The organism is Lysobacter xanthus (assembly GCF_047159895.1).
The window spans coordinates 1-3,138 of sequence record NZ_BAAGAB020000124.1 but is presented as its reverse complement, the minus strand read 5'-3'; the positions used below and the strand labels follow the sequence as shown (position 1 = coordinate 3,138).

The window sequence follows — 3,138 nt, the reverse complement described above, 5'->3', positions numbered from 1 at the left end:
CTGCAGTCGGTGGTGGGCGCTAACACCTGAGTTAAGCCGCGCCGCGAAGCGGCGTCGGCTTGGACGAATTGTTAGGCCTCATTCCGTTTTGCCCGAGAGTAGAGAGGCAAGCGACGGACCGGACGGGTAAACGATATCCGCTACACGCCAGCCCGCCTTGGTTGGCACGACCTTGAACTGCAGGACAGTAGCCTGTGTGGATGAGGGTGTCGCAAAGGTGACCTTGACCAGACCCGCGCCAGCCTGCGCCACGGTGAGGTCATGGGCGGATGGATCTTGGGACGCCCACAACGGAAGGAAATCGAGGCGGCAGATCTCCCGTCCGCGGGCGGCGCAGGCTGCATCTGCTGCAAGGGCAAAAGCCAGCTTTGGCGTGAAGTAGCGCTGCAGCACCGCCTTGGGCTGCTGGGCGAGGCCGGCGCCTTCCGGCTGAACCAGCACCGCCTCCCACGAGAAATCCCGGTAGAGCCGGGACACAACCGCCACCTGTGCGGGCTGTGCCGCAAGGGACGCGGAACTCGCCAGAAAAGCCACAACTCCGACTACACGCCGCATTGCTCTCTCCATGAGGCCTAACACCTGAGTTAAGCCGCGCCGCGAAGCGGCGTCGGCTTGGACGAATTGTTAGCCAACAACTACCACTTCCAGCCCTGAGACTTCAGTGCGGCTTTCGAGGCTTCTTCATCCTTGACCTGCACCATCAGCGTCCCATTGGTAGTGGTGCCACTCAGCGACATGTAGGTGAGCCCACCTGTGTCTTTGAGCTCGACTACTTGCATGCCCTTGTGCACGGTTGGGGTCAGCGTGATCTCACGCTTGGACCCGTCGGAGAGAATGACCGTCTTCGAATAGGAACCGGAGAACTTATCCGCGAAGACATGGTTCTGCTTTACTTCGTCGATGAACACGGAGAACGTGCGCTTGGAAAGATCCGGCGTGGGCTCCGCAGAGGCGATGGCGGCGGGCAGATTGGCGATGGCCAGCCCGGCCGCGAAGGAGACGGCCGCAAGGGCCGCAGCTTTCGTTGTGCTCATGGTCATGCGTACTCTCCTTTGTTGGCTAACACCTGAGTTAAGCCGCGCCGCGAAGCGGCGTCGGCTTGGACGAATTGTTAGCGCCCTGGTGCATTGGCGCCACGACTGCTACGCGCGAGTTGCAGGAATTTCCAGCCAACTACCACCAGTCCAATGCCGAGCACCAGCGAAATGGCAGTGGCCACCCAATAGGACGTTTCTGGCGCGCAGTGCGCGACGGTCGGACCGTGCCGCCCGCGCATGAGACTGATGCAGCCGATGGCAAGGGCATGGACGCCGAGGTACAAGCCACCAGCAGCCAATACCAGCGAGAGCAGGCCGCCGACACTTGCCGTGGTCGGATCAGTAAGAGCCTTCGACTGGCGATCAACTTGCTTCAAGGGCGCTAACACCTGAGTTAAGCCGCGCCGCGAAGCGGCGTCGGCTTGGACGAATTGTTAGCGCCCAGTCGTGACCAAGGCCAGCGCGGTTGTGCGAAGAAGTGCGTGGCAAGTCCACTGAAAACGCCGTAGGCCAGAATGAGCCAGTCACCCGCGTACGCGAGCAAAACAAGACCGGGCAAAGCTCCGATGATGCCCGCAACCAGGTACGAGGCGTGACCCACGCGCTGGGCCGTCGCATACAGCGGGGCACCGTATAAGAGGGCCGGCAGTAGGCCGAGCACAAAGCCGTACAAGGCAAACAGCAGCCACAGAGAAATGGTCGCCGCTATCAGCGAAAAAGTGTTCGGCATGAATCGCGCAAGTGCCAGCAGCGCGCTTGCTAGAACGCTACCCGCCGCCAGCCCGCCCACGGTAGGAGCGACTAGCCTTGCCCAACTGCGGAGGAAGTTGCCCATGGGCGCTAACACCTGAGTTAAGCCGCGCCGCGAAGCGGCGTCGGCTTGGACGAATTGTTAGGCGCGTGACCGCCGCACCCCAAGTGCCACGACTGAGACGGCAGAGACGATAGCCGCGCCGACAAAGATGGCTAAAGCAAACAGTAGCGCGAAATCTGTGCCGTGGCCGCACGCTCCCGCAACGCACAGCCCGTTGAGAGCGACATAGGCGAGAAGCGGGAAGCTGAGCAGACCCACAAGCCCGGAGAGAAAGCAGGCGCGGTGAATCTGCGTATCCGTTTTCCGCCCCGCGACGATGGCGGCTAAGTGCAACGCAGCAATAACGACTACGCCGACAATCCAAGTCATGTGCTCTCCTCAGAGTTTCCGCTGCGCATACCGAACCGCCTAACACCTGAGTTAAGCCGCGCCGCGTAGTGGAGGCAAAAGGCTGGCAGGCTTTCTTTGCCAGCCTTTTGCCGTAACGAAGCGGCGTCGGCTTGAACGAATTGTTAGGCCTCAGTTAGTGCTGGTTCCTAAACTTAATACGCTTCCACGGAGCCGACCCAACCGTTTGTTTCAAAAACGACAGTGTTCGATTGTGTGACTTGACAGCCAAGAAATACACCAACTCTTCGGCAGCTTTCACCGTTGCGAGTGATACGGCTTGGTCCGCTTTCACTCTGTGGGCGATTGATCCTCTCAGTGTCACCAGCTCGTTCAGCTTCTGACAGGCCTCATCACGAGTTGTGCCTTCCCAGTGCCAAGCGTGGGAAACATCTTCCAGGCCGATCACCTTCTTGAACAGTCCATCGACGTCGTCCGCCCTCGGTGTGTTGAACACGCCAGTGGTTTTCCCGAGCACAGTCTTAAAGTTGTCGCGAAGCGCCTGCTTCCATCCATCGCCCGCAAGCGACCACATCTTCTGCCCGTTATACGACGAGGACACCCGATCTAGCACTAACGGAGGAAACGTGGCTGGCGAGTCAGAGGTTTCAATCATGTACTCGAGCGAATGCGAAGCCAGGTCCTCAACGTAGGACTCCCAGCACGCGACGAGCAAGACTATTGAACTCTTGTAGAGAACTTCTTTGCTGGTTCCCGCAACTGGGGAGCGAAAGGTTCTTAGTCGCCGAACCTCACTCACGTTGTCGATTAGAAGCGCCGTGTGCTTGTTGTCTTCTGAGATCGCCATGCTGTTCCCTCTGAGGCCTAACACCTGAGTTAAGCCGCGCCGCGAAGCGGCGTCGGCTTGGACGAATTGTTAGCGCTCAGGCGGAACTGCCT

The 3,138-nt window shown here is 59.7% G+C and carries 6 protein-coding genes; all 6 read right to left on the bottom strand.

Going from position 1 to position 3,138, the window contains the following annotated elements:
* Positions 1-78: 78 nt before the first annotated feature.
* Entirely contained in the window at positions 79-477 is a 399-nt protein-coding gene (locus ACY35P_RS15220; RefSeq protein ID WP_462116681.1) for a hypothetical protein, read from the bottom strand.
* A gap of 158 nt (positions 478-635) precedes the next feature.
* The gene (locus tag ACY35P_RS15215) at positions 636-1,040 is read right to left on the bottom strand and encodes a hypothetical protein (protein ID WP_462116680.1); all 405 of its coding nucleotides are present in this window, start codon (positions 1,038-1,040) and stop codon (positions 636-638) included.
* Positions 1,041-1,111: 71 nt separating this feature from the next.
* The gene (locus ACY35P_RS15210; protein WP_330948376.1) at positions 1,112-1,414 is read right to left on the bottom strand and encodes a hypothetical protein; all 303 of its coding nucleotides are present in this window, start codon (positions 1,412-1,414) and stop codon (positions 1,112-1,114) included.
* Between the two features lie 17 nt (positions 1,415-1,431).
* Complete coding sequence (locus tag ACY35P_RS15205; RefSeq protein WP_462116679.1) at positions 1,432-1,872, bottom strand: hypothetical protein; 441 nt, start codon at positions 1,870-1,872, stop codon at positions 1,432-1,434.
* A gap of 57 nt (positions 1,873-1,929) precedes the next feature.
* A complete protein-coding gene (locus ACY35P_RS15200) occupies positions 1,930-2,220 on the bottom strand; it encodes a hypothetical protein (RefSeq protein ID WP_462116678.1) in 291 nt (96 codons plus the stop codon).
* Positions 2,221-2,374: 154 nt separating this feature from the next.
* Entirely contained in the window at positions 2,375-3,046 is a 672-nt protein-coding gene (locus tag ACY35P_RS15195; RefSeq protein ID WP_462116677.1) for a HEPN domain-containing protein, read from the bottom strand.
* Positions 3,047-3,138: the final 92 nt, after the last annotated feature.

Bases quoted from the DNA above. Each gene is read 5' to 3' on its own strand.
- ACY35P_RS15215 (WP_462116680.1), bottom strand. From the start codon at position 1,040: ATGACCATGAGCACAACGAAAGCTGCGGCCCTTGCGGCCGTCTCCTTC.
- ACY35P_RS15205 (WP_462116679.1), bottom strand. From the start codon at position 1,872: ATGGGCAACTTCCTCCGCAGTTGGGCAAGGCTAGTCGCTCCTACCGTG.
- ACY35P_RS15200 (WP_462116678.1), bottom strand. From the start codon at position 2,220: ATGACTTGGATTGTCGGCGTAGTCGTTATTGCTGCGTTGCACTTAGCC.
- ACY35P_RS15195 (WP_462116677.1), bottom strand. From the start codon at position 3,046: ATGGCGATCTCAGAAGACAACAAGCACACGGCGCTTCTAATCGACAAC.